This window comes from Brevundimonas sp. TWP3-1-2b1 (genome assembly GCF_049896165.1).
GTDB classification, from domain to species: domain Bacteria; phylum Pseudomonadota; class Alphaproteobacteria; order Caulobacterales; family Caulobacteraceae; genus Brevundimonas; species Brevundimonas subvibrioides_B.
Map to the genome: position 1 here is coordinate 63,374 of NZ_JAFCTT010000014.1, position 18,857 is coordinate 82,230.

16 protein-coding genes are annotated in these 18,857 nt (G+C 67.2%); 11 read left to right on the top strand and 5 right to left on the bottom strand.

Annotated features, from left to right (window positions below):
* The first annotated feature begins 224 nt into the window (after positions 1-224).
* Together ACP7AB_RS13610 and ACP7AB_RS13615 are read left to right on the top strand one after the other, a co-directional pair.
* On the top strand, positions 225-3,011 hold the full coding sequence (locus ACP7AB_RS13610; RefSeq protein ID WP_425988299.1) for a TonB-dependent receptor: 2,787 nt from the start codon (positions 225-227) through the stop codon (positions 3,009-3,011).
* A gap of 210 nt (positions 3,012-3,221) precedes the next feature.
* A complete protein-coding gene (locus ACP7AB_RS13615) occupies positions 3,222-4,508 on the top strand; it encodes a sugar MFS transporter (RefSeq protein WP_425988296.1) in 1,287 nt (428 codons plus the stop codon).
* Between the two features lie 157 nt (positions 4,509-4,665).
* Here the strand turns inward: ACP7AB_RS13615 and ACP7AB_RS13620 are convergent, their stop codons facing one another.
* Genes ACP7AB_RS13620 through ACP7AB_RS13630 form a run of 3 tightly spaced genes read right to left on the bottom strand, consistent with a single transcriptional unit; the run spans position 4,666 to position 6,382 of the window.
* Positions 4,666-5,271 (bottom strand): DUF1190 domain-containing protein, encoded by a 606-nt coding sequence (locus tag ACP7AB_RS13620; protein ID WP_425992938.1) that lies wholly within the window; start codon positions 5,269-5,271, stop codon positions 4,666-4,668.
* Between the two features lie 7 nt (positions 5,272-5,278).
* Positions 5,279-5,689, bottom strand: coding sequence for a DUF350 domain-containing protein (locus ACP7AB_RS13625; RefSeq protein WP_425992936.1), 411 nt, complete (start codon positions 5,687-5,689; stop codon positions 5,279-5,281).
* 30 nt (positions 5,690-5,719) lie between these two features.
* Complete coding sequence (locus tag ACP7AB_RS13630) at positions 5,720-6,382, bottom strand: YjfK family protein (RefSeq protein WP_425992934.1); 663 nt, start codon at positions 6,380-6,382, stop codon at positions 5,720-5,722.
* Positions 6,383-6,476: 94 nt separating this feature from the next.
* Between ACP7AB_RS13630 and ACP7AB_RS13635 the strand changes: the two genes are divergently transcribed.
* The 4 genes from ACP7AB_RS13635 to ACP7AB_RS13650 all read left to right on the top strand — a co-directional run bounded on the left by ACP7AB_RS13635 (position 6,477) and on the right by ACP7AB_RS13650 (position 10,109).
* Positions 6,477-7,172 (top strand): YjfI family protein, encoded by a 696-nt coding sequence (locus ACP7AB_RS13635; protein WP_426046162.1) that lies wholly within the window; start codon positions 6,477-6,479, stop codon positions 7,170-7,172.
* A 16-nt stretch (positions 7,173-7,188) separates the two neighbouring features.
* Entirely contained in the window at positions 7,189-7,929 is a 741-nt protein-coding gene (locus ACP7AB_RS13640) for a PspA/IM30 family protein (RefSeq protein WP_425992930.1), read from the top strand.
* Positions 7,930-8,070: 141 nt separating this feature from the next.
* The gene (locus ACP7AB_RS13645) at positions 8,071-9,231 is read left to right on the top strand and encodes a glutathionylspermidine synthase family protein (RefSeq protein ID WP_425992928.1); all 1,161 of its coding nucleotides are present in this window, start codon (positions 8,071-8,073) and stop codon (positions 9,229-9,231) included.
* 71 nt (positions 9,232-9,302) lie between these two features.
* Positions 9,303-10,109, top strand: coding sequence for a metallophosphoesterase (locus tag ACP7AB_RS13650; protein ID WP_425992926.1), 807 nt, complete (start codon positions 9,303-9,305; stop codon positions 10,107-10,109).
* Here ACP7AB_RS13650 and ACP7AB_RS13655 read toward each other — a convergent pair.
* On the bottom strand, positions 10,106-10,975 hold the full coding sequence (locus ACP7AB_RS13655) for a WecB/TagA/CpsF family glycosyltransferase (protein ID WP_425992924.1): 870 nt from the start codon (positions 10,973-10,975) through the stop codon (positions 10,106-10,108). The two genes, ACP7AB_RS13650 and ACP7AB_RS13655, sit on opposite strands and share 4 nt — an antisense overlap.
* A gap of 128 nt (positions 10,976-11,103) precedes the next feature.
* On the opposite strand from ACP7AB_RS13655, the gene ACP7AB_RS13660 reads away from it, so the two are divergent.
* From ACP7AB_RS13660 to ACP7AB_RS13670, 3 genes are all read left to right on the top strand, one after another.
* Entirely contained in the window at positions 11,104-12,408 is a 1,305-nt protein-coding gene (locus ACP7AB_RS13660) for a UDP-glucose dehydrogenase family protein (protein WP_425992922.1), read from the top strand.
* Between the two features lie 5 nt (positions 12,409-12,413).
* Positions 12,414-13,382 carry an SDR family NAD(P)-dependent oxidoreductase gene (locus ACP7AB_RS13665; protein WP_425992920.1) on the top strand — a complete coding sequence of 323 codons (969 nt, stop codon included), beginning with the start codon at positions 12,414-12,416 and terminating at the stop codon, positions 13,380-13,382.
* 143 nt (positions 13,383-13,525) lie between these two features.
* The gene (locus tag ACP7AB_RS13670; RefSeq protein ID WP_425992918.1) at positions 13,526-14,716 is read left to right on the top strand and encodes a TMEM43 family protein; all 1,191 of its coding nucleotides are present in this window, start codon (positions 13,526-13,528) and stop codon (positions 14,714-14,716) included.
* A 170-nt stretch (positions 14,717-14,886) separates the two neighbouring features.
* On the opposite strand, the gene ACP7AB_RS13675 is transcribed toward ACP7AB_RS13670, so the two are convergent.
* Positions 14,887-15,318, bottom strand: a complete 432-nt coding sequence (locus ACP7AB_RS13675) for a c-type cytochrome (protein ID WP_425992916.1) — start codon at positions 15,316-15,318, stop codon at positions 14,887-14,889.
* A gap of 127 nt (positions 15,319-15,445) precedes the next feature.
* Here ACP7AB_RS13675 and ACP7AB_RS13680 point away from each other — a divergent pair, with 127 nt between their 5' ends.
* Entirely contained in the window at positions 15,446-17,212 is a 1,767-nt protein-coding gene (locus ACP7AB_RS13680) for an alkaline phosphatase family protein (protein WP_425992914.1), read from the top strand.
* Positions 17,213-17,315: 103 nt separating this feature from the next.
* Positions 17,316-18,749 carry a pyruvate kinase gene (gene pyk, locus ACP7AB_RS13685; protein ID WP_425992912.1) on the top strand — a complete coding sequence of 478 codons (1,434 nt, stop codon included), beginning with the start codon at positions 17,316-17,318 and terminating at the stop codon, positions 18,747-18,749.
* Positions 18,750-18,857 lie beyond the last annotated feature (108 nt).

Sequence of the window (18,857 nt, forward strand, 5' to 3'; positions counted from 1 at the left end):
TGCAGGCCCGGTTCGCCGTGTCAATGCAGCAACGGTGACGCCTCTTCGCTCAGGCTGTGCATATGTTGCGCCGCAATATTGGGCGGAATCGCTGGATTTCGGGTTCGCCTTGTTTCGGACCCTCGCATTACAGGCTTGCAAGGTTGCGCATAGTTTGCATAGATTTGCGTAACAGGTCGGGATCGCTTCGTCAGAAACGCGAGATGGCCGCAGGGAGGAAGACGATGAGGAACCGCTTCAATACGCGTGCGCATCTGATGGCCGGAGGCGCGGCGAGCGTCCTGGCAATGCTGGTCATCACCGGCGGCGCGCAGGCCCAGACCACTCCACAGGACGATGACGCCACCCAGGTGGAAGAAGTCATCGTCACCGGCATCCGTGGCTCGATCGCCAGTTCGATCGCCGCCAAGGCCCGCAACACCTCCATCGTCGAGGTCATCACGGCCGAGGACATCGGCAAGCTGCCGGACGTCTCCATCGCCGAATCCCTGGCGCGCCTGCCGGGCCTGACGGTCCAGCGCCTGGACGGCCGGGGTCAGCTGATCTCGATCCGCGGCCTCGGTCCCGACTTCACCACCGCCCTTCTGAACGGTCGCGAGCAGGTCACCACCGGCGACAACCGCGGCGTCGAATTCGACCAGTATCCGTCGGAACTGCTCAGCGGCGTCACCATCTACAAGACCCCGGACGCCCAGCTGATCGGTCAGGGCCTGGCCGGCACGGTCGACCTGCAGACGATCCGCCCGCTGGCCTACGGCCGTCGCGCCATCGCCGCCAACGTCCGCTACGAGCAGAACGACATCGGCGCGCTCAACTCGGGCACCGAGGACAGCGGCGTCCGCTACAGCGTGTCCTACATCGACCAGTTCGCGGACGACACGATCGGCATCGCCCTGGGCTACGCCCACATCACCAGCCCCTATCAGTCCGAGCGCTACAACGCCTGGGGCTATCCGAACGCTGGGCCCGGCGGGTCCTTCGCACTGGGCGGCGTCAAGCCCTATGTGATGTCGTCGGAGCTGGAGCGCGACGGCTTCATGGGAACGGTCGAGTTCCGGCCGAACGACCGGTTCCACTCCACCATCGACGCCTTCTATTCCGAGTTCTCCAACACCCAGATCCTGCGCGGCATCGAATTTCCGCTGGCCTGGGGAGGATCGTCCGGAGCCTGCGGCACGCCCCAGGTCCAGACCCCGACCTGCCGCCCCGGCCCGACCCTACAGGCAGGCTCCACGGTGGCCAATGGCTTCCTGACCGCCGGAACGGTCAGCAACGTGAAGGGCGTCATCCGCAACGACGTGAACACCCGCGACAGCAACATCACGTCGCTGGGCTGGAATACCGTTTTCGACGCGACCGACGACTGGTCGTTCATGGCCGACCTGAACTACTCCAAGGTCGAGCGCGAGGACGTGGTTCTGGAAACCTACGCCGGCACCGGCCGTGACGTGGCGGGCGCGCTCGACACCCTCGGTTTCCGCCTGGACGGGAACAACGTCCCCGTCTTCACGCACCAGCTGAACTACGCCGATCCGAACCTGATCCGTTTGACCAGCCCGCAGGGCTGGGGCGGCGACATCATCCCGGGTGGTCAGGACGGCTACCTGAACAACCCGTCCATCGACGACGAGCTGAAGGCCCTGCGCCTGGAGGCCCGCCACGAGTTCAATGACGTGGGTCCGTTCTCCTCGATCAAGTTCGGCGTCAATATCTCCGAGCGCGAGAAGAGCTTCGTCAACGACCAGTTCTTCCTCGGCGTTCCGGGAGGCGGTTCGCCCGTCGTACCGACCGCCTTCCTGTTGCCGGCGACCCAGCTGACCTACCTCGGCCTGGGCGGTGTCATCAGCTACGACGCCCTGGGACTGGTGAATTCCGGCTTCTACAACCGGGTCCGCAACCCCAACGCCGACGTGCGTTCGGGCAACTGGCAAGTGACCGAGAAGGTCAATACCGCCTACGTCCAGCTGAACATCGACCACATGCTGGGTTCGATGCCTCTGACCGGCAATATCGGCCTGCAGTACATCGGTACGGATCAGAGCTCGAACGGCTTCGCTGCCTCGGGCAGCGGCGCATCGACCGTCTCGAGGGCCGTGTCCGGCGGTCGGGAGTACGAGGAGTTCCTGCCCTCCACCAACTTCATCCTGCAAGTTCAGGATGACATGTTCCTGCGCTTCGCCGCGGCCCGGACCCTGGCGCGGACTCGCATGGACGACATGCGCGCGTCGCGGAACTTCAGCTTCAACGTGACGAACAACACGCCGGCGGCGCGTCCGGACCTCAACTCGCCCTGGAGCGGCTCGGGCGGCAATCCGGACCTGATGCCGACCATCGCCAACGTCTATGACATCTCGTTCGAGAAATATTTCGCCGACCGTCAGGGCTATGTCTCGATCGCCGGCTTCTACAAGGACCTGGAGACCTTCGTCTTTACGCGGAACCAGATCTTCGACTTCAGCGGCTACCCATCGGGCTCCGTCGTCCCGGTGATCAACCAGGGCGTGGTCTCGGCCCCGGACAACGGCGAGGGCGGCTATATCTCGGGCGTCGAGTTCGCCCTGTCGATGCCGTTCGACATTGTCCACCCGGCGCTGGAAGGCTTCGGCATGCAGGCCTCGGTCTCGCAGACGTCCAGCGAGATCAAGCCGGACGGCCAGGCCGCGACGGCGCTGCCAGGCCTGTCGGAAACCGTCGCCAACCTGACGGTCTACTACGAGGCCAACGGCTTCCAGGCGCGGGTCTCGAACCGCTACCGCTCCGACTTCCTCGGCGAGGTCGCTGGCTTCGGCAACGGCCGCACCCTGCGCAGCGTCGCCGCCGAGAACGTCGTCGACGCCCAGGTCGGCTACGAGTTCCAGTCGGGCATGCTCGAGGGCGCTTCTGTGCTGTTCCAGGTCAACAACCTGACCGACGAGCCGTTCCAGACCTTCCAGAACGGCGACGAGCGTCAGGTCATCGACTATCAGACCTACGGCCGGACCTTCCTGATCGGTGTGAACTACAAATACTGATCCGATCATTGGTCGCCCCCTTCCCTTTGCCCCGAGGGGCGGGAGAGCGGCCGCCGCCTCCTGAGGCGTGAAACTGGCCGTGCGGGTCCGCCTGCACGGCCACTTTTCGTTACGGGCGGAAGTTCGCACTGGACGGCGCGGGCGATCCGCGTGACCCATGAGATGTAAGCGATTACGGGCGACCAACGCCCGACAGGAAACGAGGCCAGGATGACCGAGACGACGACCACCCCCGCCAAAGGCACAGGCCTGGCCTTCGCCTATGTGACGACCCTGTTCTTCGCCTGGGGGTTCGCGACCTCGTTGATCGATCCGTTGGTCGCGGCGGTGCGGCGGGTGTTCGATCTCAGCTTCACCGAGGCCTTCCTGACCACCTTCGCCTGGTTCATCGCCTACGGGGTCGCCTCCCTGCCGGCGGCCGCGGTCCTCGCTCGCCTCGGCTACAGCCGGGCCATCCTGGCGGCTCTGGCGACGATGGTGGCGGGCTGTCTGATTGTGCCGCTCTCGACCATGGCCGACTGGTATCCCGGCATCCTGATCGCCCTGTTCGTCATCGCCTCGGGCGTCACCCTGCTGCAGGTCGCCGCCAATCCGCTGGTCGCAGAGCTGGGGGCGAAGAAGAGCTCGCATCTGCGGCTGACCCTGTCGCAGGCCTTCAACTCGCTCGGCACGACGATCGGGCCGTGGCTGGGGTCGCACGTCCTCCTGACCGGCGGCGTGTTCGCGGCCGGCGCGGTGGTCACCGTCGCCACCCGCGGCGAGTCCATGCGCGCCATCGACCTGGCCTTTGTTGCGTTAGGCGGCTTCTTCGCCCTGGTCGCCGCCTTCATCTTCTCGGCGCGGAAACAGATCAATGCGGCGGCTCCGGCGACCGACGCGGCCGGTTCCAACTTCCTGACCGCCTTCCGCTCGCCCTGGGCGATCTTCGGCGCCGTGGCCATCTTCATCTACGTCGGGTCCGAAGTGGCTATCGGTTCGCTGATGACCAACTTCCTGGCCTCGGAGAGCATCCTCAACCGTCCGCTGGAGGAGGCCGGCAAGCTTGTCGCCCTGTACTGGGGCGGCGCCATGGTCGGCCGTTTCGTCGGCACGCTCCTGCTGCGCTTCATTCCCGCCGGCTGGTTGCTGGCGATGTGCACCGTGGCCGCAGGCATCCTGTGCTTCGTCGTCATCCAGACCGGCGGGACCACGGCCGCCTATGCAGCCCTGTCGATCGGGCTGTTCAACTCGATCATGTTCCCGACCATCTTCACCCTGACGCTGGAGCGGTCCTCAGCCCCGACCTCGGCGACCTCGGGCTTGCTGGTCTTCGGCATCATCGGCGGCGCCGTCCTGCCGCTCCTGGCGGGGCGGATCGCGGACGGTGCGGGCGGGGTGCTGAACCCGGCCTTCTGGGTGCCGCTGCTGGGCTATGTGGCGCTGACGGTGTTCGCCATCGCAGCGGCCCGGACCAAGGTGCGGGGCGAGGTCGCGGCAACGGTGAGCGGCGGGCACTAGAGGGTTCGGCGGTCAAGGGGAATCAAAGGAGCGCGGACCTCCAGGTCCGCTCTTGTCGCCGCCGAAGAGCGGACCTGGAGGTCCGCGCTCCAAGGGCGCCGCAACTCACCCGTCGAAAGCTCTAGAACAAGACCCTCTCCCGCAAGGGGAGAGGGGCCTACCCCCCGTAACCCCGTCCGCCGCCGCCGAAGCCGCCGCGCGAGACGACGGTCGTGCGGCTCTGCACGCGGCTCGGCGCCTGACGCGCGACGTCGGTCCCGTAGTCGCGACCGTTGGCGACCTGGCGACCGGTGCGATAGTCCCTGCTCAGATAGCCGCCGCCGTAGCCGTTCTGGAAATTGCCGTCGCGGTCGCGGTACAGGCCGCCGCCGCCGCGATAGCCGCCGCCGTTCAGCATCTGGCCGATGACGAACCCGGTCAGCAGGGGCATGAAGAACGAGCCGCCGGAGCTGTTCGGACGGCACTGGTCCGGACCCCACTGGCCTTCGCATTCCGACTGGGTCGCATAGCGCGGCGCAGTCGTTTCGGCCTGGGTGCGGGCGTTGGCCTCGGCGGCGTCGCACTCCGTGTCGGTGATGTCATTGGCGGCCTTGCACTCGTCCAGGGACGTATAGGCCAGGGCCGGCACGGGCTCCGGCACAGCGACCTGCGGCGCGCCGCAGGCGGCGAGCGAGAAGGAGGCCGTCGCCATCAGACTGGTGACCTGCAGCGTGCGCGATCGCTTGAGGCGGCGGATGGTGGTGGTTTCGGGAAGGTCGCTCATGTCTCCCTCACGTCGTCATGCAGGCGGCGTTCAGCAAGCCGACGCAGATGGAAATTGAGGCCAGATAGATGGCGGCGGCGATCTCGCCCGCCTCGATCCGCGTCGCGAGGTTTCGGAACGCCAGGCGGCTGATCAAAACGAAAACCCCGATCTGGATCACGCCCGCCAGCGTCGCCCAGGCGGCGAACTCCATCAGGCTGACCGTATGCGACAGGGCCGAGGCCAGTGGCAGGACGTAGCCGATCAGGGCGCCGCCCAGGGCAATGGCCGCCGCCGGATTGCCGTCCCGGATCAGGGTCCGCTCGTGATAGGGCGTGACCCACTGATAGATCAGCTTGAATGCCACGGTGAAGGCTCCCGCCGCGGCGAAGGCGATGACGAAGGCCGTGGCCCCCGTCTGGAATGCAAACCAGTCCATCGTCTCAGTGCTCCATTGTCGTGGGACGGCTCACGCCGTGAACTCGCCGACTTCCAGGGGGATGCCGACCATGATCTCGTGGCTGATGTCGGCGGATTTCCCTGGCGCCTTCTCGGGCTCCATCTCCAGCGCCAGCATCAGTTCGCGTCCGCCCGACAGGTCCCGCGCATACAGCATGCAGGTCTGGAAGATCCGGCCGTAAGGGACGGTCGCGGTGCGGTCGTCCCAGATCGATTCCCACAACGTCACCGGCGGCTGGCGCGCGTCGCTCTCGGCGAACCAGTAACGGGGGTAGGACGGCAGCTCCTCCGCCGTCCCGTCGAACACGGGCTCGCTCAGCCGGTCGGTCCAGATTCGGCGCTCCCGCGGACCGGGCGGATAGGCGCTCGTCCAGGGAATGAACAGGGAGAAATCATAGGCCTCGGCGCCGGTGGCGTCGTCGCTCATGGCCTGCAGCATCACATGGTCGTCGGTGTAGAAGCGGTGCACATGCTGGCCGCTGTCAAGGGCGATCGTGCCCTGCGCCGTGATCTCCAGCGCGTCGGTGTCCAGGTTGAAGACTGTCTCGGGCTGCAGCCGGCGCCAGGCCAGCGGGTCCAGCGACACCGTCCGTCCCACGGTGATGTTGCGCACGACCGCCAGCCGATTGGCGGGTTCTGAGGCAGGCTGTCCGCCGAAGAGACGCTTGAACATGGTTCGGTCTTTACGCCGCTCCGGCGCGGCCACGAACGAAATTCGCATCCTGCTTGTCGCAGGTCAAGTGTTCATGTTACGCGTTACATGCAACATGACCGACGCCGCGCATATCACTGCATCGTCCGGGACCGATCGCATTCGGGCCTGGAGACAGGCGCGCCGCGACGCCGGCATGATCAAGCTGGAGTTCTGGGTGCCCCAGGGCTGCCGGAACGATGTCCGCGCCGCCGTGCACGCCATCGTCACCGACTCGACCCGGGGCCCCGCCTTGCTCAAATCGCGGCTTGCGCCGCGTCGCCCACGTCCCACCTCTACATCAACCGGAGCCGAACCTCACATGGACGCCGTCATCGAAACCGCCTGGACCGTGCCCGCCATCAAGGCGGCGCTGGACCAGTCCGCCCTGGTCCGCGAGGGGGAAATGACCCTGCGCGTGCTGGAGGGGGCCGACCCCGTGCTTCTGGCGACCATGCATGAGTACGGCGACCTGCCGGTCTACCTCAGCGTCGGCGGTGCCCAGATCGTTTGTTCGGTCCTGTTGTGGCCGGTAGCGGAGCAGGCCGACACGGCCCGGTTCAACCAATTCCTGCTGAAGGCGCAGCGGCTGGTGCCCCTGTCGAACTTTGCCATTACGACCGTCGGCGACCAGGACGTCTATGAGTTGATGGGCGAACTCTCGTCCAAGACCACGCTCCAGACCATCCTGATCGAACTGCGCACCCTGGCCGAGAACGCCATCGACGCCACTGACCTGCGCGAAACCTTCGGCACCGAAGCCGCCGCCTGAACCGGAGACCAGACCCATGTCCATGCTCAGCAAACTCTCCGCCCTGTTCCGCGGCACCGCCCATGATACCGCCCAGTCGGTGGTTGACGCCAACGCCCTGAAGATCCTGGATCAGGAAATCCGCGACGCCGACACGGCCCAGGGCAAGGCCCGCGACGACCTTGCCGGCCTCGTCGCCCGCCGCCGCATGGCCGAAAGCGAGATGGGCTCGTTCCGCGACCAGATCGGCAAATATGAAAGCTCGACCCGCGCCGCGCTCGGCCAGGGCAAGACCGATCTGGCCCGCGAGGTCGCAGGCCGGATCGCCGAACTGGAATCCGAGATCGGCACGCGCGGTCCGCTGATCGACAACATGAAGGCCGCCGAGGCGCGTCTGCGCACCGCCATCGCCTCGACCGACCAGAAGATCGAGACCCTGCGTCGCGAGATCGATATCGTGAAGGTCAACGAAAGCGTCCAGCGTGCCCAGACCTCCGTCGCCCTGCAATCGGCCGGCGCCCATTCGCGCATCGGCTCCGCCGCCGACAGCCTGCAGCGCATCAAACAGCGCCAGGCGGTTCAGGAAGAGCGTCTCCGTGTCGGTCAGGAGTTCGAGGACAAGCGCACCGGCGCCGACCTCGACGCCAAGCTGAAGGAGGCGGGGATCCTGCCCGGTCATTCGTCGGCCGACGACGTGCTGGCGCGGCTGACGCAACAGGACGTTACGGTGGTCACGCCGCGCATCGGCCAGTCGACGCCGGATAAAGACCCAGCCTAAATCCTCCCCCTTTGGGGGAGGGGGACCGCGAAGCGGTGGAGGGGGCTGGCCCCAGACACCGCATTCGCGGCTGGCCCCCTCCGTCACGGCGCTGAAGTAGCGCCGCGCCACCTCCCCCGACGGGGGAGGATTGGAGTTAAAATGCAACGCCTTATCCTCCCCGAACGTCCCGACTGGCAGGCCAAGGCCGACAGCCTCGGCTTCACCTGGCACCACACGTCGGGCGAGCCCTACTGGTCCGACGAGGTCGCCTATGCCCTGACGCTCCAGGAAGTGGAGGAGGGGATCGAGGCGCCGACCGCCGAACTGCATCAGATGTGTCTCGATCTCGTCGACGAGGCGGTGAAGTCCGAACGGCTGATGGGCCTGCTCGACATCCCGGAAAAGCTCAGGGACTACGTCGCCGACAGCTGGAAGCGGGGCGACCCGTCGCTCTACGGCCGGTTCGACTTCGCCTACGACGGCCAGGGCCCCGCCAAGCTCTATGAGTACAACGCCGACACCCCGACCTCGATCTATGAGAGCGCGGTGTTCCAGTGGCTGTGGCTGGAAGACCGGATCGCCGACGGCTCGATCCCGGCCGCCGCCGACCAGTTCAACAGCCTGCATGAGAAACTGGTCGCCCGCTTCCGCGCCATCTTCCCGATGGGCGGGTTCGTGCATTTCTCGTCGGACCCCGATTTCGTCGAGGATCGCCAGACCGTCCGCTTCCTTGAGGATATCGCCAGACAGGCCGGTCTCGACCCGAAATTCGTGGCCATCGGCGACATCGGCCTGAACGCCGACGGGCGGTTTGTGGACGAGCAGAACTGGCTGATCCAGGCCATGTTCAAACTCTACCCGTGGGAACAGATGCTGCGCGACGACTACGCCGAGCCTCTGCCCCACGCCGATATCACGGTGCTGGAGCCGGCGTGGAAATCGATCCTGTCCAACAAGGGCATCCTGCCGCTGCTGTGGGAACGCCACGCCGGTCACCCTAACCTGCTGGAGAGCTGGTTCGAGGACGATCCCGGGGCCTCGGCCCTGTCCTCCGCCCACGTCCGCAAGCCGCTTTTCTCCCGCGAGGGCGACAACATCTCGATCATCGAGCCCGGCGGTACGGAACAGGGAAAGGACGGCGGCTACGACGGCCGCGCCATCCTCCAGGCCGTCCACGCTCCGCCCGTGTTCGACGGCCGTCACGCCATCATCGGCTCATGGGTGGTTGGCGAGGAACCGGCCGGCATGTCGGTGCGCGAGGACGAAGGCCGGATCACGCGAAACGTCTCGCGCTTCGTTCCCCACTTCATCCACGACTGATCCTCCGGCGTTAAGGTCGTCGCCCCCGGGTTCGGCTTGAACGTGGGGAAGCGAGGAGGCATGTGATCGGCATGCTCTCCCGCCTGTTCCCCAATCGGCCTGCACGGCCGGCGTCGCGCACGCCGCCCGACTGCGTGATCTGGGCGGTGGGCGACATCCACGGGCGTTCCGATCTGGCCGATCGGCTGATCCAGGCCATCCGCGCCGACCTGTATGCGGCCGAGGTCAAGCGCAAGGTCGTCGTCTTCCTCGGCGACTCTGTCGATCACGGTCTCGACTCAAAAGGGGTCCTGAATCAGCTGATCAATCTCGCGGCCGATCCGGGGCTGGAGGTTCGCTTCATCCGCGGCGCCCACGAGGACCGGATGGAGGCCTTCCTGCGCGATCCCCAGGTCGGCCCGTCCTGGTGCGACGACGGCGGTCGCGACACCCTGGTGTCCTACGGCGTCAGTCCGCCCCCGATGCGCGGCGATACGCTGGCCTGGGCCGATGCCTCGCGAGCGCTCGACGAGGCGTTGCCGGACTCCCACCGCGAGCTGCTGGCCAGCCAGGAGATGTCGACCTCGATCGGCGACTATTTCTTCACCCATGCCGGCGCCCGGCCTGGCGTCGCCCTGGCAGTCCAGTCGCCCCAAGATCTGATGTGGATTCGTGAGCCGTTCCTGGATCACGCAGGCCTGTTCGAGCAGGTGGTCGTGCACGGCCACAGCCCCGCCGAGACGGTCCATTCCGATGCGCGCCGGATCGGCGTCGACACCGGCGCCTATGCGACCAATGTGCTGTCGGCGGTCCGGCTCGAGGGCGAGACGCGGACCCAGGTGCAGGCGACGGGCCGTGCGGGCCGCGTCGCGATCACCACCTCGCCCCTGGCGGTCTAGGCCCGGCCGAACCGTTTCGTCCGGATCGCCGTCCAGACATCGGCGACGATCAGATGGCTCAGGCTCCACGGCTCGATCAGATAGCGGCGCGCCAGCCGCCTCGGGTCATGGACCAGGCGAAACAGCCATTCGAGGCCCATCCGACCCATCCAGCGCGGCGCGGCCTTCTGCTCACCGGCCTCATAGTCGAACGCGGCGCCGACCGAGAAAACGGCGCAGTCGGGCAGGGCGTCCAGATTGTCGAGGATCCACAGCTCCTGACGCGGCATGCCCATGCCGACGAACAGGATGTGCGGATCGAAGGCCTTCACCTCGGCGACCACGACCGCATTGTCGCGCGAGCCCGGGGTGGCGACGAAAAAGCCGTCACGCGCGCGAATGTCGGCGTTCGGGTACTCCGAAGCCAGACGGCCGCGCGCCCGCTCGACCACCGGCGGCGCACCGCCGATGTACATCACGCGCCAGCCCTTGCGGTCGACCAGGCTCCAGAAGTGGTCGCGCCAGTCCAGATAGGTGCAGCGGTGAAACGCCTTGCCCTGAAGGCCCAGCAGCCTTGCGAAATGGATCAGGGGCGTGGAATCGACCTCGACCAGATCGGCCCTGTCGTAGAAGCGCTGAAGCCTCGGGTGCTTCTGAAGCAGGGCGAGGCTGTTGAGGTTGTGATTGGCGATGAGGACCTTGCGGCGCGCCTCGACCCAGGTCTCGACGTGGTGCAGAACCTCCTCTGGCCTGACCAGGTCGACAGTCTGGCCCAGCAGGCGGACGCGCTCGTGCTCACGCCGCGCCTTGCGAAAGGGTGCCCGCGCCTGCTGGCGGCGATCGGTCGCAACAGCTTCGGGCAGGGAGAAGCGGGAGGCGTCGGTCATGCGCCTACCCTGACGGGTCCGGCTCAAGATCGGGTAAGGGGACAGGCTTAACAGGGCGTATCGCCCGCCTTTTGCGCCGCCGGGATGACTGGGCTAAGGCTGCCCGCGCTCTCGCTGGGAATGTTTTGATGCGCGTCACGATGATTGGCACCGGCTATGTCGGCCTGGTGTCCGGAGCCTGTTTCGCCGACTTCGGCCACACCGTGGTCTGCGTCGACAAGGATCCCTCGAAGATCGAGCGGCTGAATCGGGGCGAGATCCCGATCTTCGAGCCCGGCCTGGAACAGCTGGTGGCCGACAACGTCAGGGCCGGCCGTCTGGAGTTCACCCTGGACGGCGCCGAGGCGATCCGCTCAGCGGATGTCGTCTTCATCGCCGTGGGCACGCCGACGCGGCGCGGCGACGGCCATGCGGACCTGTCCTACGTCTATGCGGCCGCCGAGGAGATCGCGGGCCTGATCCAGGGCTTTACCGTCATCGTCAACAAGTCGACCGTTCCCGTGGGCACCGGCGACGAGGTCGAGGCCATCATCCGCCGGGTGAACCCGAACGCCGACTTCGCCGTCGTCTCGAACCCCGAGTTCCTGCGCGAAGGCGCCGCGATCGAGGATTTCAAACGCCCGGACCGCGTCGTGGTCGGTACGGACGATGATCGTGCCAAGGCCGTGATGGCCGAGGTCTATCGTCCGCTGAGCCTCAACGATTTCCCCGTCATCTATACCTCGCGCCGGACGTCCGAGCTGATCAAATACGCCGGCAACGCCTTCCTCGCTTTGAAGATCACCTTCATCAACGAGATCGCCGATCTGTGCGAAAAGGTCGGCGCCGACGTGCAGCAGGTCGCCAAGGGCATCGGTCTGGACGGAAGGATCGGCTCGAAATTCCTCAACGCCGGCCCCGGCTACGGCGGCTCCTGCTTCCCCAAGGACACCGTCGCCCTGGTCCGCACGGCCCAGCAATACGGCGCACCCGTCCGCTTGGTGGAGACGACGGTCGAGGTCAACGACGTCCGCAAGAAGACCATGGCGGAACGCGTCATCAAGGCCCTGGGCGGAGACGGTCGCGGCAAGACCGTCGGCATCCTGGGCCTGGCGTTCAAGCCCAACACCGACGATATGCGCGACGCCCCCAGCCTCGACATCGTGCCCGCCCTGATCGCCGCCGGGGTCAAGGTCCAGGCCTATGACCCCGAGAGCATGCACGAGGCGCGGAAGCTTCTGCCTGACGTCGACTACCGGGACGACGCCTACAGCGCGACACAGGACGCCGACGCGATCGTGATTCTGACGGAATGGGATCAGTTCCGCGCCCTGGATCTCGACCGGATCAAGCTGATGGCCAGGGCACCCGTCATCGTGGACCTGCGGAACATCTATCGTCCGGCGGAAATGCGCGCCCGCGGCTTCGCCTACACCAGCATCGGACGGGGCTGAGCCTCATGACTGTCGTTGTCACCGGAGCGGCCGGCTTCATCGGCATGCACGTGGCGCAACGCCTGCTGCAACGCGGAGAGACCGTCGTCGGCGTGGACGACTTCAACGCCTATTACGACGTCGCCCTGAAAGAGCTGCGGGCAGGGCGGCTGGCGACCTATCCGGGCTTCCGCATGGTGCGCGCGGATATCGCCGACGCCGAGGCCATGGCCGAACTGGTCCGCTCATCGGGCGCGAAACGGGTCGTCCATCTCGCCGCCCAGGCCGGGGTCCGCTACTCGATCGAGAACCCCTTCGCCTACCAGCGCTCGAACCTGCAGGGGCACCTGTCGATCCTTGAGGCCTGCCGCCACAACAGCGTCGAGCACCTGGTCTACGCCTCATCCAGCTCGGTCTATGGCGACCGGCCGCTGGCCGGGCAGGGCTTCCGCGAGGACGATCCGACGGTCAGCCCCGTCTCGCTCTACGCCGCCACCAAACGCTCCTGCGAACTGATGAGCCAGAGCTACGCCTCGCTCTACGGCTTCCCCCAATCGGGCCTGCGGTTCTTCACCGTCTATGGGCCGATGGGCCGGCCTGACATGGCCTATTTCAGCTTCACCGAGAAGATCATGGCGGGCGAGCCGATCCAGGTCTTCGGTGAGGGCCGGATGGCGCGCGACTTCACCTTCATCGACGACATCGTCGACGGCGTCATGGGCGTGCTGGACAGGCCGCCTGCCCGGGGTGGGCACGAGATCTACAACATCGGCGATTCCAGCCCGGTCGGCTTGATGGAGATGATAGCCACCCTGGAGACGGCGCTGGGTCGCGAGGCGGTCAAGGTCATGCGCCCGATGCAGGCGGGGGACGTCACCGCCACCTGGGCCGACGTGTCCAGGCTCACCGCCCTGACCGGCTATGCGCCCAGGGTCGCCCTGGCCGAGGGGCTGGGCCGGTTCGTGACCTGGTGGCGGGACTGGCGCGGCGTGTAAAAACACCGTGCTCCCTGCCTTCACGGGGATCGAAAGCTCTGTCAGCTTCCGTATGCGCGCCATCGCTATCTCAGCGATGAAGCGGTGCTATATCTGCGCGCCTGACGGCCGGGTTTCGGCCGGATAGCTCGTGGGGGGCTCACATGCCGGATCAAGTCACAGTCACCACCAAGAAGGGCTGGTTCAGCCGCATCGGCTCGGCCTTCGCCGGCGTTCTCGTCGGCATCGTCCTGATCTTCGCCTGCGTCTGGGGCCTGGCCTGGAACGAGGGCAACGCCGTCAAGGTCGCGCGCGGCCTGACCGAGGGCGCCGGCGCCGTGGTCGAGGCGCCTGCCTCTCCGATTGATCCCGCCAACGACCAGAAGCTGGTCCACGTCACCGGCCAGACCGTCGTCACCGCGCCGCTGGAGGACAATCAGTACGGCGTCGCCGCGACAGGCCTGAAGCTGTCGCGCACAGCCGAGATGTACCAGTGGCAGGAGGAGTCGAAGTCCGAGAGCCGCACCAAGCTGGGCGGCGGCGAAGAGACCGTCACCACCTACACCTACACCAAGGCCTGGTCCTCGACCGCGATCGATTCCAGCGCCTTCAACACCCCGGCCGGTCACGAGAACCCGGAGATGTCGGTCGAGAGCGCCGACATCTATGCGACTGACGCGACGCTGGGTGATTATCGGCTGGAAGAGAACGTCCTCAGCCAGGTCGGCGGCGCCGAGGCCGTGGACCTGACAGAACAGACCGACGCCATCGAGGCCGCCGCCGGCGAGGCTTCGACCCTGACGGTGTCGCAAGGCACGATCTTCTTCGGCGAGACCCCGCAGACGCCCGGCATCGGCGACACCCGCGTCTCATACGAGGTCACCCCGGCGTCGGAGATCAGCGTCGTCGCCCGTCAGAACGGTGACAACTTCCTCGACTACCGCGCCCGCAACGGCTCGGAATTCCTGCTGGTCGCGGACGGCGACGTGCCCGCCGGCGACATGTTCCAGTCGGCCCAGGACGCCAACAACATGATCGCCTGGATCATCCGCGTCGTCGGCATGGTCCTGCTGATGGTCGGTTTCGGCCTGATCCTGGCGCCGTTCGGGGTGCTGGCCGACGTCCTGCCCTTGGCCGGAACGATCGTGCGGATGGGCACGGGCCTGATCGGCTTCGTGCTCGGCCTGATCGTCGGCACGGTGACCATCGCCCTGGCCTGGCTGGCCTTCCGTCCGATCACCACGATCATCATCCTGGCCATCGGCGGCGGTATCGCCTTCGCCGTCTACCGGTTCGGTCGCGGGCGTTCGAAGAAGAAGCTCGCTGCTGAAGCCGAAGCCGCACCTGCGGCCTGACGTTTCTACTGCCTCATGCTAGGCGGGGAGGACCATGTCCTCCCCGTCCGTTCTCCGGCTTCATCCCGACGACGATGTCGCCGCCCGCGCCTTGACCGTCGCCGGCGGCGGCCAGGTCCGCAAATACCGCCAGGTCATCGGCGCGACGATGTAGGCCCCGACAGGCGGACCTAGTCCGCCTGGGTCTTCAGATACGCAATGATGTCGGCGCGGCGCTGGCCGTCCTTGATGCCGACGAAGGTCATCTTCGTGCCTGGCACATGCTCGCGCGGGTTCTGGAGGAAGTCGTACAGCCGCTGTTCGTCCCAGGCTCCGCCCGCTGCGGCCATTGCGGTGCTGTAGCGATAGTCCGCCACCATCCCGACCGGTCGCCCGACGATCGCGTGCAGGCTCGGCCCGACCCGGTTCACCCCGGCCTCGACCGCATGACAGCTGCGGCATTGGCCGAAGCCGATCCGCCCCGCCTCGGCATCGCCCGTCAGTCGGGTTACATCGGCGACCTGAACGACGGGCGCCTCAGGCTTGTCCGGCCTAGCGGGTTCGCCGGAACAGGCCGCCAGCAGGCTGGCGCCCAGCAGCATCAGGACTTGAAATCTATTCATGGACGCCCTCGTTTCGCAGCGGACCTAGGCTGTGGCCCACAACCCTGTCAACGCGGCGCGACGCGCGTCTTGGAGACGTAACGATGTGGGTCTAAGCGGGGCCATCGCAACTGCTCCGGTGTCCTTGATGTCCCGACTGTCCGCCCCCCTGCTGCTGACCTTGGCGACCTGCCTGATCGCCCCGGCGGCAATGGCCCAGACTCCATTATCGGCGACTGCCGGCCCTCCGCCCGAGCGCCCGTCGCTGGTCGTGACGATCGTCGTCGATCAGCTCAGTTCGAATCTGTTCAACCAGTACCGCGACCGCTTCACCGGCGGCCTGCATACCCTGGCCTCGACCGGCCTCGTCTACGCCAATGGCTTCCAGCAGCATGCGATGACCGAGACCTGCCCGGGTCACGCCACGATACTGACCGGCGTCAACCCGGCCAGCGCGGGTATCCCCGCCAATGACTGGATCGACCGTGCGACCGGCGCGGAGGTCTATTGTCTTGCCGCGCCGCAGAACACGCTGGCGCATGGCCGCATCACCGACAACGGCCCGGTCGGCCCGGATCAGCTGCTCGCCACGACCCTGGGTGACTGGCTCAAGGCCGGGAGCCCGACCAGCCGCATCTTCGCGGTCTCCGGCAAGGACCGCGGCGCCATCAACCTGGCCGGCCACCATGGCGACGGCGCCTTCTGGATGACCGACGGCTTCGGCTTCACCACCTACGTCGAACCGGGCCAGACGGCCGAGGCGAAGCTGGCGCCCGTCGCCGCCCTGAACGCCCGCATCAACGCCCGTCTGGCCGCCTCTCCGCCGACCTGGACCTACACCCACGCCGAGTGCCGCGCCCTCGAAGGTGACTGGACCATCGGAACCCAGACCTTCCACGCCACCCTGCCGCCCGCCACGGGCTTCAAGCTGGATACCTCGCCGATTCTCGACGAGCTGACGCTGGAGGCCGCGACCGAGTTGCTGGACACCCAGTCGCTGGGGCGTCGCGGCGTCACCGACGTCCTGGGCGTCAGCCTCTCGGCCACGGATCGCGTCGGCCATGCCTTCGGCGCCCAGGGGCCGGAGATGTGCGAACAGATGTACCGGCTCGACGCCGCCCTGGGCGTCTTCCTCGATCGCCTGTCCCAGCTGCCGGGCGGCGTTGTCGTCGTTCTGACCGCCGACCATGGCGGCTCCGACTTCCCCGAGCGGATGCATGAGCGCGGCTACGACGACGCGGTGCGCGGCGACCCGGCCCTGCTGGGCCGCATCAACACGGCGCTGAAGACGCGCTTCAACCTGACCGTCGATCCGCTGTCCTATGGCGGCTCCGGCCTGATGGTCGTGGGTGCGGGCAACGTCGAACTGGCCGACCGTCGCCGGGACCAGATCGCCGCTGCCGCCGTCGCCCTGCTGCGCGCCGAGCCCAATGTCGCCGGCGCCTGGACGATCGAGGATGTGCTGGCCTCGCCCCTGCCGCCGCGCAACCTGAGCCCTCAGGAGCTGACCCTGCTCCAGCGCCACCGCCTCGGCGCCGTCGAAGGCCGCTCGCCCGACATCGTCGTGGCCCAATGGCCCAACACCACCACGGTCCCGGGCCGCGTCGGCGGCACCCTGTCCACCCACGGCACGCCCTGGGACTATGATCGCGGCGTGCCGATCGTCTTCTGGTCTCCGAACATGCAGGGCCAGGAGCGGTTCTTCCCCATCCGCACCATCGACATCGCCCCGACCCTGGCCAATGTCGTCGGCGTCGAGGCCCCGACAACGGTCGAGGGTCGCTGCATGGATCTGGGACTGTTCGGGGCCGGCGCTTGCCCTGTCGTCGCTCCGGCGGCGTCGGCGGTCGAACGTCGCCCCTCCGCCCTCCAGCGCACGGTCAGCGGGATCGCTCGTCGCCTCGGCGCCAGGTAACAGAGACTCACTTCTCGTTTCCCGTGAGGGAGCCGTCCTTCCTCCCGGCGCGTTTCGTGGCACAACGTCGTCTCAGGAAACGCGACCGGCCAACGGGACCATCATGAACAGAGCACGCCGCGCGCGCATCGTCGCCACCCTGGGACCGGCCAGCCGGGCTCCAGGCATGGTCAAGGCCCTGGCCCAGGCCGGGGTCGATGTCTTCCGGCTGAACTTCAGCCATGGCTCGCATGAGGATCACGCCGCCAACCTGAAGGCCGTGCGCGGCGCCGAACTGGCGCTGAAGCGTCCGCTGGGCGTCCTCGCCGACCTGCAAGGCCCCAAGCTGCGCCTCGGCCGCTTCGCCGATGTCGAGATCTCGGTGAAGCCGGGCCACACGATGCGCTTCGACCTGGATCCGACGCCCGGCGACGAGACGCGGGTTCAGATGCCGCACCCGGAAATCTTCAAGGCCCTCCGCGAAGGCATGCTGCTGCTGCTCGACGATGGTCGGGTCCGTCTGCGCGTGGGCAAGCGCACCGACGAATGGGCCGACGTGACCGTCGAGAGCGGTTCGAAGCTGTCGGATCGCAAGGGCGTCGCCGTGCCCGAGGCCGTGGTCCCCGTCTCGGCCCTGACCGCCAAGGATCGCGAGGATCTGGCCTTCGCCCTGCGCATCGGCGTCGACTGGGTCGCCCTGAGCTTCGTTCAGAAGGCCGAGGACATGGCCGAGCTGAAGTCGATCGTGAAGGGCCGCGCCGCCTGTCTCGCCAAGATCGAAAAGCCCCAGGCGCTCGATGCCCTCGAAAGCATCCTCGACTACTGCGACGGCGTCATGGTCGCGCGGGGCGACCTGGGCGTCGAGATGGAGCCGGAAGAGGTGCCCGTCGCCCAGAAGCGCATCATCCGCGCCGCCCGCCAGCGCGGCGTGCCGGTCATCGTCGCGACCCAGATGCTGGAATCGATGACGACCTCGCCCGCGCCCACCCGGGCCGAGGCCTCCGACGTCGCCAATGCGGTCTATGAAGGCGCCGACGCCCTGATGCTGTCGGCCGAGACGGCGTCAGGCGATTATCCGCTGGAGTCGGTGGGGATCATGAACCGGATCATGGAGCGGGTCGAGGCCGACCCCCTGTGGCCCAGCCTGATGGACGCCGAACACACCGGCATGGACGATTTCGACGCCGACGCGCTTGTCGCCGCCGCCCGCAAGGCCGGCGAGGCCCAGTCCACCGCCTGTATCGTCGTCTTCACGACGCTCGGCGGCACGGCCCGGCGCATGTCGCGCGAACGCCCGCTCCAGCCGGTGCTGGCCCTGACCCCCAACCCCGACACTGCGCGTCGCCTGTCGCTGGTCTGGGGTCTGGAACCGCGCCTCGGCAAGGAGCCGACCAGCCTTGAGGATGTCACCGACGACGCCGTCAACTCCGCCATGGAATACGGCCTCGCCGAACCCGGTCAGCGCATCCTGATCCTGGCCGGCACGCCCTTCGGCGCCCCGGGGGCTGCGAATCTCCTGCGACTGGCGCATGCTCCGATGAAGAAGGCGAAGCGCTGATCCTCCCCCGTCGGGGGAGGGGGACCACGAAGTGGTGGAGGGGGCCAGCCCCGGACACCGTCCTCTGAGGTGAGCCCCCTCCGTCACGGCGCGAAGATGCGCCGCGCC

Excerpts from the sequence above, each read along its gene's own strand:
- ACP7AB_RS13675 (WP_425992916.1), bottom strand. The coding sequence starts at position 15,318 with ATGAATAGATTTCAAGTCCTGATGCTGCTGGGCGCCAGCCTGCTGGCG.
- ACP7AB_RS13660 (WP_425992922.1), top strand. The coding sequence starts at position 11,104 with ATGCGCGTCACGATGATTGGCACCGGCTATGTCGGCCTGGTGTCCGGA.
- ACP7AB_RS13665 (WP_425992920.1), top strand. The coding sequence starts at position 12,414 with ATGACTGTCGTTGTCACCGGAGCGGCCGGCTTCATCGGCATGCACGTG.
- ACP7AB_RS13640 (WP_425992930.1), top strand. The coding sequence starts at position 7,189 with ATGTCCATGCTCAGCAAACTCTCCGCCCTGTTCCGCGGCACCGCCCAT.
- ACP7AB_RS13610 (WP_425988299.1), top strand. The coding sequence starts at position 225 with ATGAGGAACCGCTTCAATACGCGTGCGCATCTGATGGCCGGAGGCGCG.
- ACP7AB_RS13615 (WP_425988296.1), top strand. The coding sequence starts at position 3,222 with ATGACCGAGACGACGACCACCCCCGCCAAAGGCACAGGCCTGGCCTTC.
- ACP7AB_RS13620 (WP_425992938.1), bottom strand. The coding sequence starts at position 5,271 with ATGAGCGACCTTCCCGAAACCACCACCATCCGCCGCCTCAAGCGATCG.
- ACP7AB_RS13635 (WP_426046162.1), top strand. The coding sequence starts at position 6,477 with ATGACCGACGCCGCGCATATCACTGCATCGTCCGGGACCGATCGCATT.
- ACP7AB_RS13650 (WP_425992926.1), top strand. The coding sequence starts at position 9,303 with ATGCTCTCCCGCCTGTTCCCCAATCGGCCTGCACGGCCGGCGTCGCGC.
- ACP7AB_RS13625 (WP_425992936.1), bottom strand. The coding sequence starts at position 5,689 with ATGGACTGGTTTGCATTCCAGACGGGGGCCACGGCCTTCGTCATCGCC.
- ACP7AB_RS13655 (WP_425992924.1), bottom strand. The coding sequence starts at position 10,975 with ATGACCGACGCCTCCCGCTTCTCCCTGCCCGAAGCTGTTGCGACCGAT.
- ACP7AB_RS13680 (WP_425992914.1), top strand. The coding sequence starts at position 15,446 with ATGTCCCGACTGTCCGCCCCCCTGCTGCTGACCTTGGCGACCTGCCTG.
- ACP7AB_RS13645 (WP_425992928.1), top strand. The coding sequence starts at position 8,071 with ATGCAACGCCTTATCCTCCCCGAACGTCCCGACTGGCAGGCCAAGGCC.
- pyk (WP_425992912.1), top strand. The coding sequence starts at position 17,316 with ATGAACAGAGCACGCCGCGCGCGCATCGTCGCCACCCTGGGACCGGCC.
- ACP7AB_RS13670 (WP_425992918.1), top strand. The coding sequence starts at position 13,526 with ATGCCGGATCAAGTCACAGTCACCACCAAGAAGGGCTGGTTCAGCCGC.
- ACP7AB_RS13630 (WP_425992934.1), bottom strand. The coding sequence starts at position 6,382 with ATGTTCAAGCGTCTCTTCGGCGGACAGCCTGCCTCAGAACCCGCCAAT.